Genomic DNA, 19271 nt, shown 5'->3' with positions numbered 1-19271 from the left:
CCGTTCATGCTTTGTGGCGAAGAGATGCTGCGCGACAAGAAGGGTGTGCACAATAGTTTTTGTTCGCCCGACTCGATTAACGAGCTTAACTGGACCAATCTCGAACGTTATCCGCAGGTGTTTGCCTATTACAAGGGTCTTATTGCCTTGCGCAAGGCTCATCCCGCGTTTCGTTTGGGCAACGCCGAGTTGGTTCGTAAGCATCTCGAATTTATCAAAGCGCCTGCCAATGTGGTGGCTTACCGCCTGAAAGACCATGCTGGTGGCGATGCCGCAAAAGACATCGTGGTGCTGCTTAATGCCAACCGTGAGGCGCAAGTGGTGGATGTTCCGCAGGGCGATTATCGCGCTGTGGTGTGCGATGGCGTGGTGAACGGCGATGGTCTGTGCACGATGAAAGGCGGAAAAGTTACTGTTGATGCACAGTCGGCATTGATATTGATGAGCGGCCTCACTCCCAACCCCTCTCCAAGGGACTAGGGGAGTGATATGCCTAGCCGATTAAGGGTGAAGAAATGAAAAAAAGAAAAGATGGCTAATGCCCTCAAAGCTACGTATGGCTGTTTGCTTTTTGGTATCCTTAAATGGTCCTATTTTTCACAGATGTCCTCTAAAATCCCTAGGTTTTTTAGCTAGCGTAAGTCGCAAAGCTATCTACGCCCCTCTCCCCTTGGAGAGGGGTTGGGGGTGAGGCTTTAAAAACAACAACATGAAGAAAATACTTTTGGCCCTTACGCTATTCTCGTTAACGGCATCGGCCGCCGTAAAGGTGAAGAGAATAGACCCCACCAACTGGTTCGTGGGTATGAAAGACCCTTCGTTGCAACTGATGGTCTATGGCGAAGGCATACGCAACGCCAATGTGTCTACAACTTACCCTGGCGTTGAAATAACCAGCATCGAACGCATGGATAGCCCCAACTATCTCTTGGTTTACCTCAACATTGGCAAAGCCAAGGCGGGCAAAGTGCCCTTGGTGTTTGCCCAAGGAAAGCAAAAAACGACGGTAACCTACGAGCTTAAAGCGCGCGAGAAGAAAGGTGAAGAACGCATGGGATTTACCAATGCCGACGTGCTTTACATGTTTATGCCCGACCGCTTTGCGGCGAGCGGAACCAAACAGCACCCACTTCCAGGGCTTAATGCCTATCGGGTAGACCGCTCGCAGCCCAGTTTGAGGCACGGAGGCGACCTCGAAGGCATTCGGCGACACTTGGATTACTTCAACCAATTGGGCGTTACAGCCCTGTGGTTTACGCCAGTGTTGGAGAATAATGCTGCTGATAAGGGCAACTACAACATGTATCATGGTTATGGTACTACCGATTATTATAAGGTAGACCCACGTTTTGGCACCAACGCAGAATATCGTAGGCTTGTAGACGAGTCGCATACGAAGGGCTTAAAGGTGGTTATGGACATGATTTTCAACCATTGTGGCGTAGATCATCCGTGGGTTAAGGACATGCCTTCGCACAATTGGTTCAATCGTCCCGATTATAAAAACAACTATCTGCAAACCAGTTACAAGCTAACACCTGTACTCGACCCCTACGCTTCGGAAGTGGACATGGACGAAACGGTTGATGGATGGTTCGTTCCTGAATATCCCGACCTTAACCAACGCAACCCGCACGTGATGCGTTACCTCATCCAAAACAGCATCTGGTGGATTGAAACGGTGGGCATAGACGGCATCAGGATGGACACTTACCCCTATGCCGACCGCGAGGCAATGGCACAATGGATGGCACGCATCAACCAAGAATACCCCAACTTCAACACTGTAGGCGAGACATGGGTTACAGAACCCGCCTATACTGCGGCTTGGCAGAAAGACTCGAAACTGTCTACCATTAACAGCAACCTCAAATCGGTGATGGATTTTGCTTTCTTCGACCGCATTAATCAGGCCAAGAACGAAGAGACCGATGGTTGGTGGAACGGCCTGAATAGGGTGTACAACGACCTTTGTTACGATTATCTGTACCCCAATCCTTCATCGGTTATGGCCTTTATAGAGAACCACGACACCGATCGTTTCCTCGGAAACGGCAGCGATACCTTAGCGCTTAAACAGGCTTTGGCCCTTTTGCTCACCATGAATCGCATTCCGCAGCTGTACTATGGCACGGAGATATTGATGAATGGAACGAAAGAAAAGACCGATGGAGATGTGCGTAAGGATTTCCCTGGTGGCTTTCCAGGCGACAAACAAAATGCTTTTACGCCCGAAGGAAGAACCAAAGAACAAAATGCCATGTTCTCTTGGTTGAGCCGTTTGCTGCATTGGCGCAAGGGCAACGAGGTGATTTCTAAGGGCAAACAAACCCATTTCATCCCCTTCAAGGGTATCTATGTGTTGGCGCGAACCCTCGACAAACGTCACGTTCTCACCATTATGAACGGCACATCAAAGTCTGCCACCATGCCCGTAGCCCGCTATGCAGAGGTGATAGGCGATGCAGACGAGGTGCGCGACGTGCTTACTGGCCGAACCATCAGCTTGTTAGAGGATCTGCAACTCAGTCCTCGCGAAACGCTGGTGGTGGAGTGGAGCGAGTGATTTCTGCTGTAAACGCCCTTGTAATGTGTCTATGATGCCGACGGAATATTGGAGCTGAATAGCGGCAAGAACGATGATGATAATCCTTAGTAAGGTGGAGAAGGGGTACTCACTTCAACCACCGCATGCGTATAATCACTTACAAATAACCTACATAACTGCTGAATTATGGAAAAGAAACATGGGCTTGCAGCACTTCTATTGCTGCTCTTGCTGGTGGCTTGTGGCCCATCAGGCAACTATGGTTATCCCTTAAAAATAAGCTTTGGGCGAGAAGGTGGCACTAAAATTTGTTCTGGCAAGAGTGCTTTCACAGGTATTAGCATCAACGATTACAATGGAAATGGCGAAACAAAGCTTAGCAAGGGCGAAAACGACACCATCATCGCGACGTGTTATTGGCTAACAGTGAAGTACAAGGGGCCTTTTAATAATGAAATGAAGATTATTGCAGAGCCGAACACTACGAGGAAAAAACGAACGCTCTACGTTTATTGCAGTGTTGATAATTATGATGCAGAAATCAAAGTAACTCAAAGTAAGTGAATGAAGTTGTCTTGACTTTTAATCTTTCTACAAATTGAGCGGAGTTTATGTCTTTGTGCTGTAAAGCCAAGATAAACACTCCGCTCATGTACGAAGTGCCGCACAAAGATACGATGAAATATGAAATTCTGCCCCATTTGTCTGTGGCAAAACGTGGCTATGGCTCAAAACACGATCGGGCAGAAGAAATTCAATGCGGTCTCCACAAGCTGAAAACTGCTTGTTGATGGCCGCTTACTTCTGCGTTTGCATCATGCTGCCTTCGTTGTCCGTGAGCTGCATGCCCTACAATCGCTTGCGCTGGCCGTTGCAAGCGTATTTGTTTTCCGTACTGTTGCCATGTGAGCATATACGGCATAATTGTCTTTTTGTCTAGTTTTTAGCAAGGAATTTAACATTATGGGTGCCCTTTTTGCTCACCAATCGCCCACCTTGCCGCAAAAAAACGATTCTCGCGAGGGTTTGTTTTGATGCAAAATAGGGTTAACGTGTGCATGCGGCAAAATGAATTTTTATTTAAAAACGCCGCCGTTTGCACCTGTTTCGGCGCTATTTGCCGCTAAATAGCGTGCGTTTTGGTGCTAAACGGAGTGCGTTTTGGTGCTAAATGGCGTGCGTTTTGGTGCTAAACGCAAGGTAAAATGCTGCTAAATGCAGTGCGATTTGCCGCTAAATGTGAGGTGAAAAGCATAAACATCCACAGCAATTGTATAAACAGAACCTTTTAGAACCACGAAACACATGGCCAGAAAGGGCAAAATAGCCATTAAAAAGTAGGGTTTTGGGGGCTAAAAGTGGGTTTTTGGAGTTGAAAAATTATGAGTTGGCAACCAAACTAGAAAGGCAAAATGGTGCAAAATGCAGGTTCTAGGCTTAAAAATAGACAAACATCAAGACATGAAAGGGTTGAAATAGTGGCTTTTTACCTACTTTTTGACCAATATTTTCGCTAGAACGGAGCGAAAATTAGAGCGATTTTGTCGAATAAAAGATAGCGATTTAAGTTTTGGAGTTTTTGAGTTGGTGAATTTTTGAGTTTTTGAATTGGTGAGTTTTTGAGTTAGTGAGTTGGTGAGTTTTTGAGTTAGTGAGTTGATGAATTGGTGGGTGTGTGCGGTTGTGAGTTTATAAGTTAGTGAGCTGATGAGTTTGCGCGTTAGTGAGTTGGTGGGTGTGTGTGTGGTTGTTAGTTTATGAGTTAGTGAGCTGATGAGTTTGCGAGTTAGTGAGTTAGTGAGTTGATGTCTTCGGGAGTTGTTGGGCCTTAGTGAGTTTATAAGCCAGTGAGTTTACTTGTGCTGCACTCCTCTCAATTTGTTGAAACATTAAAATCAAGATTACTTCAATGTTTAGTGAAGTCTTAAATGTCTTTCTGTGGTGATGGGTGTCCTCGCTTAATCTTGTTGTTTGTCGTCTGTAATGCTGTTACGTATGATAAGTAACAAGGCCATTGGACTTTAGCGGCCGTGCTAGCCCGTATCTTTTATTAGCGTTGATGCCCGTGTGTCAGTGCTTTTAGTGGCTAGTTGTACGCCATTTGGTGTAAGTATAACCTTCATGTAACACCTAATGGTCTTTTCATCTATAATAATTTTTCTACATGTATTTTTGACCCAAGGTTTTGTTTATTCAAATAAAAGCATTACTTTTGCAAGAATAACATGCGTTATGTTACGATAGTTGTATTATAAAACTTATGCCGAGATCAACGATAATAGCCCAGGAAGTGATTATAGAAGCCGCTTTCGAGTTGGTGAGAAAAGAGGGTTTTGAAGTGCTTTCAGCCCGAAACATTGCTAAACAGATAGGTTGTTCCACTCAGCCTATCTATTGGTGCTACAAGAATATGGACGAAATCAAGGCCGAGGTATGTAGAAAGGCACTTCCTTACCTGCAAAACCTAATGCTCGGTTACGTTAAGACGGGCGATGCTTTCTTGGATTTAGGCTTGGGTTATGTGAGAATTGCATACGCCGAGCCTGCTCTGTTTAAAGCGTTTTATATGGATAACATCATGAAGGTGAAGCTTACGGATATATTTCCTGAGAGCGAACGGGTGGTGGAAGTAATGAAAAGTAGTGATGAATGCCGACATTTATCCGAGCAAGAGGTGAAAAATGGCATCGCAAAGGCGTGGATGTTGGCACATGGTATTGCCTCGTTGGTTGCGGTTGGCATGTTTGTTTACGACGAAGAAAAGATTATAGAAATTTTAAAATAACCCCACTGTGATATGGGATAACGCACCATTGAATGCCTATTCAATGGCACTTAAACCAAGGAAGGGTTGTTGTAGAAAGGTATTTGATGGGATGTTAGGGCAATTTTGTAGAAGAGAGAAAGTGTGTGGATAATCTGTATGATAAGCAATTTCAAGAACATGAAAGCCAATAAAAGAACCCTTCGGAACGTTATATTGTTCAGCTTTGTGGCTGTTGTTTGCGGTTGGGTGGGCGTTGGGGTAGATAAGCTGCTTGGTCAGCCCTCCAATTTAGAATCACTTGGGGCGTTGATTTTTATCTCTTCCCCCATCTTGTGTATGGTTTTACTTCGCCTTTTTGGTGGCGATGGCTGGAAAGACCTGCCGTTGAAACCTAACTTCAGGCGGAACGCTCGTTGGTATTTGTTTGCCATTGTTGTCTATCCTGTGGTCATTGGCATAACGTTGTTTGTAGGCAAGCTGTTTGGTTGGGTGGATGTAAGCAGGTTTAGTATTGCTGCATATTTTCCTGTCTTTATTGCAGCTTTCTTGCCCCAGTGTCTTAAAAACATCTTTGAAGAGTCGGTTTGGCGGGGCTATCTTACGGTAAAGGTGGAACAACTAACCCAAAACGAATGGCTCGTTTATTTGGTGGTGGCACTTGTGTGGCAGGTATGGCATCTGCCATATTACCTAATACTCTTGGACGATGCTTATTTAGCAAGCTTCTTCCCTTTCGGCAACGTGCTGTTTGTGGTAACTAGCTTTGTCGTTATTGGCGTTTGGACGATCATGTACACCGAGATATTTTTCCTTTCGCGCTCGTTGTTGCTCGTTGTCTTGATGCACGCGATGGAAGATGCACTCAATCCGCTTATATCCGATGGCTTTGCCGTGGTGTCGCCTGATAAAGCTCTGTTGGTTTCACCCAGCTTTGGACTTATTCCGCTACTGCTCTATCTGGTAACAGGCTTATGGTTAAGGCGAATAAGGAAAAGTAGCGCGCGTTACAGTTGAAAATGAATAAATGTAGAACTAAAATATTAGCAGTATGAATACAAACATGGAAATGCCTAAGTGCAATGATGGTTGGGATAAGATATTTTCGCAAAGCGATAAGGTAGAAAATAAAAAGGTTTCGTTCAGAAATCGTTATGGTATCACCCTTGTTGGCGATTTGTATTTCCCGAAAAACAGCGAAAACAATAAGCTTGCCGCCCTTGCCGTGTGTGGTGCTTTTGGGGCTGTAAAAGAGCAAGCATCGGGATTTTACGCTCAGACGATGGCCGAAAGAGGCTTTGTTACTTTGGCTTTTGACCCATCTTATACGGGCGAAAGCGGTGGAGAACCTCGTAATGTGGCATCGCCCGACATCAATACCGAGGATTTCTCGGCTGCGGTGGATTGCTTGGGGTTGCTGCCCTTTGTGGATAGAGAGCGGATTGGCATTATCGGCATCTGCGGTTGGGGCGGATTCGCACTTAACGCTACGGCCGTCGACACCCGTATAAAGGCCGTGGCGACGATGGTAATGTATGATATGTCGCGCGTTTTCGGCAAAGGCTACTTTGATAGCAACACGCCCGAAATGCGTTTGGAAATGAAACGCTCGCTTAATGCCATTCGTTGGACGGATGCAGAAAAGGGAACTCCGGCTCCGGGCTATTCGATGCCAGACACTCCGTCGGATAAGCTGCCTCAATTCTTGAACGATTATATTGAGTTTTATAAAACACCGCGCGGTTTCCACGAACGTTCGATCTCTAATAAGGTTTGGACGGCTACCACGCTGCTTTCGTTTCTCAATTTCCCGATACTTGCTTATGCTAATGAAATTAATGTGCCAACCCTTATCGTTGCAGGAGAAAACGCCCATTCGCGCTATATGAGCGAAGATGCTTACCAAGCCATAGGAACCGATAAGAAGGAGTTGTTCGTAGTTCCTGGTGCTAGGCACATTGACTTTTACGACAATCAGGGCGGAGTTGTGCCGTTTGATAAGCTGGAAACGTTTTTCAAGACGAACCTTCAATGAGTCAGGTTGGGGGCAGATTAAGGCACTAGGCCCCAAGCAATGGTGATTTGTAGACTTTGAATTTTCTGCATAAACGCAACTGTATCTAAGCCTATATGCAACGATGTGGCCTAAAAAAATGTAGGGATGCACACTGATGTGCATCCCTACAATTGCTTATCGTTTGGCCCATTTGCGCCAAGCGTTATTCCTTATTCAGGCGTTTGCGTTCGTTATGGTCGAGCGTCATCTTACGAAGGCGCATGCTTTTGGGCGTAACCTCCACAAACTCGTCGCCCTTGATGTACTCCAATGCCTCTTCCAACGACATGATAACCTTGGGGATAACACGTGCCTTGTCGTCGCTACCGCTGGCGCGCACGTTGGTAAGCTGTTTAGATTTGGTTACGTTGATAACCAAATCGTTGTCGTGAACATGCTCGCCAACAATCTGTCCGTAGTAAACTTCTTCTCCTGGGTCGATAAAAAACTTGCCGCGGTCTTGCAATTTGTCGATAGAGTAGGCGAAAGCGGTACCCGTTTCCATGGCAATCATCGAACCGTTGGTGCGCCTTGTAATCTCACCCTTAAAGGGTTGGTACTCTTTAAAGCGGTGAGCCATGATGGCTTCGCCCTGACTGGCGGTGAGAACGTTGGTGCGAAGGCCGATGATACCACGCGAAGGCACGTCGAACTCGATGTTCACACGTTCGCCTTGCGTTTCCATCGAAGTCATTTCGCCCTTTCTGCGTGTCACCATGTCAATCATTTTGCTGGCGAACTCTTCGGGAACGTTGATGGTTAGTTCTTCAATGGGTTCGCAACGCTGGCCGTCTATCTCCTTATAGATAACCTGTGGCTGACCCACTTGCAGCTCGTAGCCCTCGCGGCGCATGGTTTCGATGAGCACCGAGAGGTGAAGCACGCCGCGGCCGCTAACAATCCAGCGGTCGGTATAGTCTTCAAAGGGGCGTACGCGCAGGGCGAGGTTCTTCTCCAACTCCTTTTCTAGTCGGTCGTTGATGTGGCGCGAGGTAACAAACTTGCCTTCCTTGCCGAAGAAGGGGCTGTCGTTGATGGTGAAGAGCATGCTCATCGTGGGTTCGTCGATGGCGATTGGCGGCAGCGGTTCGGGCATTTCAAAGTCGCAGATGGTGTCGCCAATCTCAAACTTCTCAAGTCCGATAACGGCACAAATGTCTCCGCTGTCCACGTGGTCGGTCTTAACGTGTCCCATTCCCACGAAAGTGTGCAGCTCCTTGATGCGTGTGCGTTCTTTTTCGCCATTGCGATGCACTACGGTAACGTTCATTCCATCGGTGAAAGTGCCGCGATGCACGCGCCCCACGGCAATACGGCCCGTGTAGCTGCTATAATCTAGCGAGGTGATGAGCATCTGCGGCGTGCCCTCAATTTGTCTTGGGGCAGGTATTTTCTCAACAATCTCGTCGAGCAAATAGTCGATATTGTCGCTGGGAGCCTTCCAATCGGACGACATCCAGCCGTTTTTGGCCGAGCCATACACCACGGGGAAGTCTAGTTGGTCTTCGGTTGCGTTGAGCGAGAACATCAAGTCGAACACCATTTCGTACACCTCTTCGGGTCGGCAGTTGGGTTTGTCCACCTTGTTTACCACCACGATGGGTTTCAATCCCAGCTGTAAGGCCTTCTGCAACACGAAACGCGTCTGCGGCATAGGGCCTTCAAAAGCGTCGACGAGCAGAATGCAACCGTCGGCCATGTTGAGAACACGCTCCACTTCGCCACCGAAATCGGAGTGTCCGGGTGTGTCGATGATGTTTATTTTTACGTCTTTCCACGTAATCGATACGTTCTTCGACAGGATGGTTATGCCCCTTTCGCGTTCCAAATCGTTAGCATCCAGCACTTGTCCGCTGTTATCCTGCCCTTCGCGAAAGAGCTTTCCAGCAAGCATCATCTTGTCTACCAGCGTGGTTTTTCCATGGTCCACGTGGGCGATGATGGCTATATTTCTAATGTCTTGCATTGTCTTTACTTAATTGAAATCGACTGCAAAGTTACTGATAATTATTGGCAAATGCCCCCGTAACTGCGTTAAATCTGACGTTTTGGTACGTTTAGGCAACGAGAAAGATGCTTATGGCATTTGAATTTGATGAACAATGCACCTCATGTTTTAGTCGCCCTTCCTCCAATCTGCATGCACCTTTAATGCGTGTAGTAATTTCTTTTTTCTCTATTTTCAACCATTTTTCGCTTAAAAAGCATTACTTTTGCACCCGACTTACAAAGCGTGAGTTAAGGGGTGCCCGACATTTCGGGCTGAGATGAAACCCTCTGACCTGATCCAGACAATGCTGGCGTAGGAAAAAAAGAAGGATAAACACCCCTTTTGTGTGTCTTCATTCAAAAGGAAAAAATGAAAAAAACAATGACATTGCTCGCGGCACTGCTTAGTGTCGCCACGGCTTATTCGGCCAACCCCAAACAAGAAACACTTGATACGCTTCGCAGTTATCAGCTGCAAGACGTGCAAGTGGTGGCTACGCGCGCCACAAAGAAAACACCAATGGCCTTTACCAACATGTCGCAAGAACAGATTAAACGCCTTAACACGGGGCGCGACATCCCCTTCTTGCTCGCAACCATGCCCTCGGTTGTTACCACCAGCGATGCTGGCAACGGCATGGGATATACCGCGATGCGCATTCGCGGCACCGATGCCAGTCGCATTAACGTTACCACCAACGGCATCCCGATGAACGATGCCGAAAGCAGTCTGCTCTATTGGGTAAACATGGGCGACCTTGCATCGAGCCTTGGAAGTATTCAGGTGCAACGCGGTGTGGGTACTTCTACCAATGGCGCGGGCGCATTTGGCGCAACGGTGAACATGCAAACCGAAAACATCGGACTGCAACCCTGGGCCGCATTCGACCTTTCGGGCGGCTCTTACTACTCGCATAAGCAAACGGTACGTTTCAGTACAGGACTGATGGGCGGACATTGGGGCATCCAAGGCCGACTGTCTAACCTCGGTTCGAAGGGCTATGTAGACCGCGCATCGTCTAAACTAAACTCTTATTTCCTGCAAGCTGGCTATTTCGGTGAAACCACCGTGGTGAAATTCATCACCTTTAACGGAGTGGAACAGACTTATCACGCATGGGATTTTGCCTCGAAGTATGACCAAGAGCAATACGGACGTACTTACAATCCAAGTGGAAAGATGGAGGATGATGCCGCAGGGAACACCCAATTCTATAAGAATCAGAACGACAACTACCACCAACAGCATTACCAATTGTTGTGGAACCAGTTGATGGGAGAGTACTGGAACCTTAACCTTGCCCTGCATTACACCAAGGGCGGCGGCTATTACGAGCAGTATAAGAAGAACCAAAAGCTGGCGCAGTATGGCCTTGATGCCGGTGGAACGAAGGCAAAGAGTTCGCTTGTGCGCGAAAAATGGCTTGACAACTATTTCTATGGAGCAGTTGCCGCATTGAATTACGACAACAAACGCAACTTCTCGGCTACGCTGGGCGAGGGCTGGAACAGGTATAGCAACGACCACTTTGGCCGCGTTACCTGGGTGAAGAAGCCCGTAGACGACTTTATGCCCAACCATGAGTATTACAACAACAATGCGAAAAAAACCGACTATAATGCTTATCTGAAAGCCACTTACGAGTTTGTGAAAGGTCTTAGTGCCTTTGCCGACCTGCAATATCGCTATGTAAACGTGCGCATGGTGGGTCCGGCAGATGCCACAAGCGCAAAGCGCAGTTTCAGTTACGACCTAAACGAAACGTTCAACTTCTTCAATCCCAAGTTCGGACTTAACTACGAGCTGTCGCCCTTGCATCGTTTGTATGCCAGTTATGCCATCGCTCACCGCGAACCTGTGCGCAACAACTACGAGCATAACATGGATGCAGAGTTGGAAAAACCACGCGCCGAACGCTTGAACGACCTCGAAGTGGGTTACGAATTTACCGCGAAGAACTTCACGGCTGGGCTTAATCTCTACCACATGAACTACAAAGACCAACTCGTTCCTACGGGCGAAATGAAACTCGACAAACCCATTACGCGCAATTTCGACAAGAGTTATCGCATGGGTGTTGAGCTTTCGGCAGCCTGGATGCCTGTTGATTGGTTCCGTTGGGATGCCAACGCCACTTTCTCTAAGAATAGGGTGAAAGACGTAACCGTAAAGCTTACCGATGGAACGGTGCGCACCATTGCTGGCGAAAGTCAGTTGGCTTTCTCGCCTAACACGGTGTTCAACAACGTGTTTACGTTCGATAAGGCTGGATTCCGCGGTATGGTGATGAGCCATTTTGTGGGCGAACAGAACCTAACCAACACGGGCTTTAAGACGATGCAGACCAAAGATGCAGGCGGCAACATGGTGAACGACTTGATTTCGCTGAAACAATACTTCACCACCGACATCGACTTGTCGTACACTTTCTCGCTTAAAGCCTTGGCTTTGAAGGATGCTACCATCGGCGTAACGCTCTACAACGTGTTCTCTTCTAAGTACGACAACAACGGCTGGGCCACTCCACAGTATCGTTTAGACGGCTCTACGCTCGTTGCAGAGAATACTTGGGGCACGCGCGACAGCGATGCGGCTGGCTTTGCACCCTCTGCACCTTTCCATTTTATGGCTAGGTTGGCGGTTACTTTCTAAGATTAGAGGTTGACAAGTTAACCAGTTCGTCAGTGGATGGGTTAACTTGTCAACTTGTCTTTTTGTTCTACTCCTATAAAAATGAATTAGTTAGTTTGCCAACTTGTTGCATTGTTAACTCGTCGGCAGTAATTTCTCGCGTATGCTTTCTTTCCTTTCTCTTCATTGGCTCGACATTTTCACCACCATATTAGGCCTACTTTACATCTGGTTAGAATATCGTGCGAGCATAGCCTTATGGGTAGTGGGTATCGTAATGCCCGCCCTTGATGTGTGGCTTTATTGGCAACACGGACTGTATGGCGATGCGGGCATGGCCGTTTACTACACGTTGGCCGCCATTTATGGTTGCGCAGTATGGAAGTTTGGGCGCAAACGCGGACAGGCGGCAGGCCAACAGATGCCCATTACGCACATGCCGCACCGGCTGTTTGTGCCTACCGTGGTGTTCTTTGTCGTGGCTTGGGGTGCCACTTATTATGTGCTGATAACCTTTACCGACAGCAATGTGCCCGCGCTAGATGCCTTTACCAACGCCCTAAGCTTTGTTGGCCTTTGGGCTTTGGCTAGAAAATACGTTGAGCAATGGCTGTTTTGGATTGCCGTAGACGTGGTTTGCACGGGCTTATATGTATATAAAGGCATTCCCTTTAAGGCCCTATTGTATGGCCTGTACGTGATTATCGCCATGGCAGGATATAGAAAGTGGAAACGCGAGGCTGTGGTGCGGAGCTAAATATTGTGGTGATGTTAAGCGTTTGGGCCAATGGCTTGCCAATTTTGTAAGAGGAAGTCGTCTTGACTCTTAATATTTCTACAAATTGAGAGAAACCTGTTTTCTTTGTGCTTTAATATCAAAATAAATCCTTGTTCATGTGCGAAGTACCTGGACAAAGATACGATAAAACCTGAAATACGCCCCATTTGTCTGTTGCAAAACGTGGTTATATTTCAGAAGGCACCTGGCGGAAGTTGTTTCATACATTCTCTATAAGTTGAAGACCACTTGTCGATAGCAGGTTACTTCTGCGTTTTCATGGTGCAGTATGTAAGTAGCATGCCCTGCAACCGCCCACGCTGGCTGTCGGCAAGCGTACATGCTTTCGGTGCCGATGGCCACTCGCGCGTGTTTACGATACATTTGTTTTGTCTAGTTTTTAGTCGCAAATTTAACATTGTGAGTACCCTTTTTGTCCACCAATCGCTCATCTTGTCGCAAAAAATCGATTCTCGCGAAGGTTGGTTTTGATGCAAAAGGGGGGTAGCCTATGAATGCAATGAAATGAATTTTTATTTAGAGAGACCGCCATTTACACCAGATTTTGGGCAATTTACTGCTAAACACACTGCGTTTTGGTGCTAAATGCACTGCGTTTTGGTGCTAAATGCAGTGCGTTTTGGTGCAAAATACAGTGCGTTTTTGTGCAAAACACCAGGCAAAATGGTACTAAATGCAAAGCAAAAAGGTGCTAAATGCAAGGCAGAAAGCATAAATATCCACACTAATTGTATAAACAAAATCTTTTAGGAACACTAAAAACATGACCGAAAAGGGCAAAATAGTAGTTAAAAAGTGGGATTTTAAGGGCTAAAAGCGTGTAATTGGGCATAGAAAATTACGAGCTGTCAACCAAACTAGAGAGGCTAAATGGTACAAAATACAGGTGTTTTTCTTAAAATTGAACATATCTGGAGGAGTGGAAAGCTAGAAATAGGGGCGATTTGCCTACTTTATGGCCCATATTTTCGCTAGAACGGAGCGAAATTTGGAGCGATATTGTAAAATAAAAGATAACAATTTAAGTTTTTAAGTTGGTGAGTTTTTAAGTTGGTGAGTTGGATGTTTTTTGATTTTTTGAGTTGAGGAGTTGGTGTTTTTTGGAGTTGGTGAGTTAGTGGGTTGATTTGTCCGGCACTTCGTGTGTGAGAAGGGTGTTTGTCTTGTGTTGGCATCATAGAGAGAACAAACTCCTCCTCATTTATAGAAATATAAAAGGTAAAGACGGCTTCGAGGTGAACTTGCTAGTTATAAGGCAAAATTGTGGTGCTTAATGCTTGTGCAAAAAGACATTAGTATAACACTTGATATTAGCTAACACGCTTGCCGAACACACATTAGCCAAATACAAAACCGCCCCGAAATGTATTGCATTTCGGGGCGGTTTTATGATGAGCGTTTTACGCCTCTTTCTTCTTTCTTCTCCAATCTAAATACAGCGTTGCGGCAATAAGCAACAGCAATGCGGCGTAAGAGATGTAGGCGATGGTTTCGGTTCGGTTGATGCTCTTGGGATAGAAACTCAGCACAACCTCGTGCTTACCTGGCTTTATGGCAAGCGCACGCAGCAGGTAATTCACCCTGCCCAACTCGGCAGACTGCCCGTCGATGGTGGCCGACCAGCCCGGATAATACACTTCAGAGAATACCAACACGCCCCCCTTGTCGCTCTCTACGCTGTAATGCAGTTGGTTTGGCGCATACTTCTTCAGCTCGGCCTTAGCAATGGTGCCTTGTTGAACGCTCGTTCCCAGCACACTTTCAAAGCGTTTGTCGGCCACAGCCTCGTGTCGAAGGTTTAGTTTTGCCAGCGCATCCAGTTCGGCATTGGCGTTGTCCACATACTTCACCTTGTCTACCAACCACGCATTGCCAAAGGCGTATGGGTTTAGGAGCGGCACTTTCTGGTTGTTTTGCAGCGGCAGAATAAAGTATTTGGCGTTGAGCATGTTGATAACGGGATAGATGGAGTCGCCCTTTACGCGTGTCATATCACCGCCAGCCTCGGCCACGGCTTTCATCAAACCCTGCATTTCGGGGGCTATGTAAGCCTCAATCAGCTCTTGATAACGGCGCAGCTTGGCGGCGTGATACCCGCCAATGCTCTTATGATAGTACGAAGTTTCGTTTTCGTTAAAGGTGTTCGATGCCAGGTTCAGCACCCTATAATCCAACCCCTTGTCTTGCAATATCAGTCGGTCTGTATTGTCTAAGGGTTGCGGTTGGTCGCGAACAGAGGCCTCCACAAACATATCGTCGTGCAGATAGCGTTTGTTTACCTGCCACATGTCGATAAGGCACAGCAGCGTTAGTGCCCCAACAAGATACTCGGACTTCAATTTCTTGGCCTTATATAGCAGCAAGAAGGTTGTGCCGATGGCGATAATCCAGAACGAACGCCAGCAGTCGGCCCTGAATATGGCTTGCCTAACTTGGGTTAGGTCGGTAAGAATGGGGTTGAGTTGCTGTTGTGGAAACTGCGATAAGGCTTGCAGCTCGTCGCTAGATACAAACGAACCGAAGAACACACTGGGCATGAGGGCGAACAGCAAGGCCATGCCTGCCGTTAGTCCAAAGCTTATGTACACGTATTTTATCTTGTGTGTAAGCAGGTCGGGTTCGTCGATAATCTTCTTTAAAGCCATTATTGCAAGCAGCGGAATGGTGAATTCGGCGATGACGAGGATGGAGGCCACCGTGCGGAACTTGGCATATAGCGGCATGTAATCGATGAAAAGGTCGGTTAGCCACATCATGTTCTTACCCCACGAGAGGGCAATCGACAGCACCGTGGCGGCCACCAAAGCCCACTTCATCGGACCTTTCACGATGAAAAGTCCCAGTATGAAGAGCATCAGCACAAACGCTCCCACGTACACAGGGCCCGAAGTGCCTGGCTGTTCGCCCCAATATTGGCCAATCTGCTGATAGAGATAGCCCAGTTCGGGGTTGCCTTTCTCTTGTACAATGGGGTTGGCCGACATGGGTACGGATGCTCCTCCTTTGGCGTTTGGCACCAAGAGCGTCCATGTTTCGCCGATGCCGTAACTCCATTGCGTAATGTAGTCGCGTTCCAATCCGCTGTTCGATTGGTTGGCGTTGTTCTTCTTCACCAGTTCGCTTTTACCTCGCATCGACTCTTGTCCGTATTGCCAAGTGTGGTAAAGCGAGGTTAGGTTGATGCAAACGGCAAGTGTTGCGCCAACGGCACATGCCGCAGTGGCTTTAAAGAAACGCGCCAACTGTTTCTCCCTGATGGCTTGCACAAGATAGGCAATAACCATGAAGAAGATAATGAAGAGGTAATAATACGTCATTTGCACGTGGTTGGCGTATATCTCGAAGGCCGTAAACACGGCTGTAACAATCAGTCCGCGCACGTACTTTCCCCTATAAGCCCATACAATACCCGCAATCATGGGCGGCAGATAGGCAAGGGCCATCACCTTCCAGATGTGTCCGGCGGCGATGATAATGAAAAAGTAGCTTGAAAATGCCCATATCACCGCGCCAAGTGCGGCCAACGATTGCCTGAAATCGAATGCGCGTAGCAATATGTAAAAGCCCAAAAGGTAGGCAAAAACATACCACACATAGTCGGGCATCCACAGGTGGTAGGCCTTAGTTGCGGTCGAGAGCACGCTTGTGCTGGGATACGAGGGCGAGGTTTGGTAGGTGGGCATACCGCTGAACGTGGCGTTGCTCCATCTGGAAGTCTCTCCTGTCTTCTCTTTATACTTCAACACCTCTTGTCCTGCGCCTCGTCCTGCTGCGCTGTCGTGCTGATAAAGTATGCGTCCGTCTATGGTGGCAGGTACAAAATAGGCGTAGGCCAATACGGCAAAGGCCACAACGGCCACCACATCGAACAGGTATTTTTTTAGTATTTCCATTATGGTATAAATAAAATCTGTCCTGCAAAGATATATATAATATGTGTATTTCGCGCCCTTTATGCTGTTAATTTTGACAGAGAAGGGCAAATGTGTGGGGTAAGGGGAGAGTAAAAGCCGTACTTGCAGAAGGCCATTAGTATTGATGATGCTGCTTGTGGACGGTGAAATGGTGTGAAAGCGGGTAGGGAAGTGAATGCGATGCCCCGTAAAAACAAATGGTTGTGCCGCTTACCGGATTGGGGTAAGGGCACAACCAATGGGCGTTGTATGTTTTAATGGCGATGTTTTAGCCTTATCTAACAACGGTTTTAACGGTCTTTCCGTTGGCCATCTTCACGATGTTCAGACCGCGAACGGGAGCGGAGATGCGCTGGCCAGCGGCGTTGTAACGCGACACTTCGGCTGCGGTCTCTTCTTGCTGCAGCCCTTCGATAGACGAAGTGGTGAGGGGTTTAACCTCAAAACGAGAAGGCGACACGGCACTTGCTGCGAGAAGGGCATTCTTAAAGGTTTCCACTTTGTCGGCTGGAACAAAGAAGGTGGTTTGTGTACGAGCCAAGTAGAAAGCTTGTTTGCCTAGTTCGGGTACAGCGTTCATCACGTTGAAAGTAGCGGTAGAGAGGCGTGTGCCAAAGAAAGCCCTTTCGCCAATGCCGCTAGGACCGCCCTTAAACGTAACGCTAGTTAGGGCGTTGCAGCCCATGAAGGCCTCGGAACCGATGGAGGTTACCTCGGCAGGAATGACAATCTCGGTAAGTCCCGACCCTGCAAAAGTCTTCGATTGGATGTTGGTGATACTCTCAGAAAGCGTAATGTGGGTAAGGTTTTTTGCCCCTGCGAATGCTTGTTCGGCTATGCCGCCCACCGATTGGGGTACGATAAACGACTTATCTTCGCGTGCGATGGGGTAGAGTAGCAGTTCAGACTGGTCTTCGTTGTACAGCACACCGCCAACAGAAGAAAAGCCGTCGATGCCTTCTTCCACTTCATAGTTCTTGATGGGCGTATCTTTAAAGGTGTCGGCCGCTTTCTCAATGAACGATGCTGGCAAGGTAAAGGTGTTGAGCGAGGTGCAATTGGCGAAGGCTTTACTGCCTAATTCTTCTACTCCCGACGACAATTTTACGCTTTTCAGCGCGCTGCAACCATTGAACGTGTTTGCACGTATCTCTTTTATCTGGCAGTCTTCGTTGAAGTTTACGGTCTCAATGCTCGTGCACTCTGAAAAGGCAGCGGTGCCCATGTAGGTCACTGCGGCAGGTATGTTCACTTCTTTTAGTGCCTTACATTTGGCAAAAGCATTGTCGCCGATGTGGGTTACGGCTACGGGAATGGCGCAAGTGGTAAGTTTAGAGCAGCCCGAGAAAGCGTTATTGTTTATCTTTTGCGTAGTGGCTGGCAGTTTCACCTCAACCAGTTTGTCGCAGCCAAAGAACATGTATTGGTCTACGAGGTCGTTTTCTGATATGCCATATCCCACATTCGACAGGCCTTTCTTCATGAAGAAGTACGCCCCAGAGCTTTTGGTGAAGTGTGCGGCGCGCAGGTTAAGGTGTTGTAGCTTGCCTGCGTTGATAGGTTCGTTGTCGCCATTATTCGCACCAGCCATCTGGCGGATAAAGAGGATGTCGGCGGTGTTGATGGGACCAGTGATGGTCAGGTCGGTGATGGTTAACTTCTCGCTGGTAGCGATTTGTTTGCTCAACGTACCTGCCTCGGTCAGCGTAACGCTCTTTTCCAAGGCGTTGGCTGTGGTGCATAGCATGGCGAAAGCCATGATTGCCAGGTTCTTTTTGCTTGTAAAAATCTGTAACATGTATTGTTCTATATATTTAAATGGTTATTTGTTTATCGTTTGTTTGGCGTTTAACGTTCGTAGGGCAGAACCAGTTTAAAGCCTCTGCCGCGCAACACCACGTTTTGTTCTCTCACCTCTTCAACCGTAAGCTTGTGTTTGCCCTCGCGCAGGAGTGTGCCGCTGAACTCTTCTGGGTAGTTCATGCCGATGTTTACTTCCACCTTTTGGCCAAGCTTTGGCGCAACGATGGCGGGTTTTATTTTAAGCACTCGTCTGGCTGCTGCGGGGCGCGCGCCATTCATCAGCCAAACGCCGATACCCGGTCGGCGAACGGCCATTACGGTGTTCATCTGTTGATAAATACTTCGCGAAGTGGTGCCGTATACGCCCACCTTTTGTGCCGACCCGCTGCAACGTACGGTTACTTTAAGCGTTTTAAACTTGCCGTCTTCACCAATAGCCTTTATGTTGGCCTCGCCTTCGTAAGCGGCAGCAATTTCTAGGATGCCAGTCTTGGCGTTCCATTTGGTGTTGAGTATGCTGTCGGGGTCGTCTATGGTAAGGCGAGCGAGGTCGCCGCCGCCTGCAAGACTAACAAACTTGCTCTCGTCGCGCGGATAAAGACGTATTTCGGAGTCGCTGATGCTGATGGGCGGAACCACAACGCTGATTTTTAGCTTGCGGCGGAAGTCGCCCGAAAGGACGGTGGCGTAGGTTTCGCCTTCCAACAAGCCATTGATGCGCAGCGTGTCTTTTGATATGGAGATGCTTGCCACCTTCGAGTCGGCG

The 19271-nt window shown here is 47.7% G+C and carries 12 protein-coding genes and 1 riboswitch; of the genes, 8 read left to right on the top strand and 4 right to left on the bottom strand.

The window, feature by feature from the left end; all coding sequences use genetic code 11:
* From BN93_RS05645 to BN93_RS05620, 6 genes are all read left to right on the top strand, one after another.
* Positions 1-480 (top strand): alpha-1,6-glucosidase domain-containing protein (locus BN93_RS05645; protein WP_044259915.1); only part of this gene is annotated, 480 nt, incomplete at its 5' end.
* 229 nt (positions 481-709) lie between these two features.
* On the top strand, positions 710-2566 hold the full coding sequence (locus BN93_RS05640) for a glycoside hydrolase family 13 protein (protein ID WP_019187375.1): 1857 nt from the start codon (positions 710-712) through the stop codon (positions 2564-2566).
* A 168-nt stretch (positions 2567-2734) separates the two neighbouring features.
* Complete coding sequence (locus tag BN93_RS05635; protein WP_019187374.1) at positions 2735-3112, top strand: BACON domain-containing protein; 378 nt, start codon at positions 2735-2737, stop codon at positions 3110-3112.
* Between the two features lie 1696 nt (positions 3113-4808).
* A complete protein-coding gene (locus BN93_RS05630) occupies positions 4809-5333 on the top strand; it encodes a TetR/AcrR family transcriptional regulator (protein WP_044259913.1) in 525 nt (174 codons plus the stop codon).
* A 159-nt stretch (positions 5334-5492) separates the two neighbouring features.
* Positions 5493-6329, top strand: coding sequence for a CPBP family glutamic-type intramembrane protease (locus BN93_RS05625; protein ID WP_044259995.1), 837 nt, complete (start codon positions 5493-5495; stop codon positions 6327-6329).
* A 34-nt stretch (positions 6330-6363) separates the two neighbouring features.
* Positions 6364-7347 (top strand): alpha/beta hydrolase, encoded by a 984-nt coding sequence (locus BN93_RS05620; protein WP_019187371.1) that lies wholly within the window; start codon positions 6364-6366, stop codon positions 7345-7347.
* 184 nt (positions 7348-7531) lie between these two features.
* On the opposite strand, the gene typA is transcribed toward BN93_RS05620, so the two are convergent.
* Positions 7532-9334 carry a translational GTPase TypA gene (typA, locus tag BN93_RS05615; RefSeq protein WP_019187370.1) on the bottom strand — a complete coding sequence of 601 codons (1803 nt, stop codon included), beginning with the start codon at positions 9332-9334 and terminating at the stop codon, positions 7532-7534.
* A 265-nt stretch (positions 9335-9599) separates the two neighbouring features.
* Positions 9600-9694: riboswitch (TPP riboswitch) on the top strand.
* Positions 9695-9727: 33 nt separating this feature from the next.
* On the opposite strand from typA, the gene BN93_RS05610 reads away from it, so the two are divergent.
* Together BN93_RS05610 and pnuC are read left to right on the top strand one after the other, a co-directional pair.
* Positions 9728-12010, top strand: coding sequence for a TonB-dependent receptor (locus BN93_RS05610; RefSeq protein ID WP_019187369.1), 2283 nt, complete (start codon positions 9728-9730; stop codon positions 12008-12010).
* A 142-nt stretch (positions 12011-12152) separates the two neighbouring features.
* Entirely contained in the window at positions 12153-12746 is a 594-nt protein-coding gene (gene pnuC / locus BN93_RS05605; RefSeq protein WP_019187368.1) for a nicotinamide riboside transporter PnuC, read from the top strand.
* A gap of 1442 nt (positions 12747-14188) precedes the next feature.
* Here the strand turns inward: pnuC and BN93_RS05595 are convergent.
* The 3 genes from BN93_RS05595 to BN93_RS05585 form a co-directional block, all read right to left on the bottom strand.
* Positions 14189-16681, bottom strand: a complete 2493-nt coding sequence (locus BN93_RS05595) for a YfhO family protein (protein ID WP_019187364.1) — start codon at positions 16679-16681, stop codon at positions 14189-14191.
* 295 nt (positions 16682-16976) lie between these two features.
* Positions 16977-18500 carry a leucine-rich repeat domain-containing protein gene (locus BN93_RS05590; RefSeq protein ID WP_019187363.1) on the bottom strand — a complete coding sequence of 508 codons (1524 nt, stop codon included), beginning with the start codon at positions 18498-18500 and terminating at the stop codon, positions 16977-16979.
* Between the two features lie 50 nt (positions 18501-18550).
* A partial coding sequence (locus BN93_RS05585; protein ID WP_019187362.1) for a hypothetical protein occupies positions 18551-19271 on the bottom strand: 721 nt, incomplete at its 5' end.

Origin of the sequence: Prevotella conceptionensis 9403948 (genome assembly GCF_000312305.1) — a bacterium.
GTDB lineage: Bacteria > Bacteroidota > Bacteroidia > Bacteroidales > Bacteroidaceae > Prevotella > Prevotella conceptionensis.
This window is presented reverse-complemented; position numbering and strand designations above follow the sequence as displayed.